1 protein-coding gene is annotated in these 206 nt (G+C 40.3%); it reads left to right on the forward strand.

Features of this window, described 5'->3' with window-relative positions; all coding sequences use genetic code 11:
- Positions 1-104: 104 nt before the first annotated feature.
- A partial coding sequence (locus LJE08_RS15475) for an iron-sulfur cluster biosynthesis family protein (protein ID WP_227403704.1) occupies positions 105-206 on the forward strand: 102 nt, incomplete at its 3' end.

Below are 206 nucleotides of genomic sequence, written 5' to 3' on the forward strand. Positions count from 1 at the left end.
CCGTTATTTTGGGACGGGGACTTTTTACTGTCGCTGAGCATTAAAATTTACACTTACTAAAAATAAGCATAAACTGATAAAAAATCAAAAGCGAGGTTCTAATCATGAAACTTACCTTTACTCCTCAAGCTCAGCAGCGCCTGCAAAAATACCTGCAGCCTGATTCCAAACTGATTCTGGACTTTGATGATGGCGTCGGACCGTTT

It is taken from the genome of Holdemanella sp. DFI.5.55 (assembly GCF_020593575.1).
GTDB lineage: Bacteria > Bacillota_I > Bacilli_A > Erysipelotrichales > Erysipelotrichaceae > Holdemanella > Holdemanella hominis.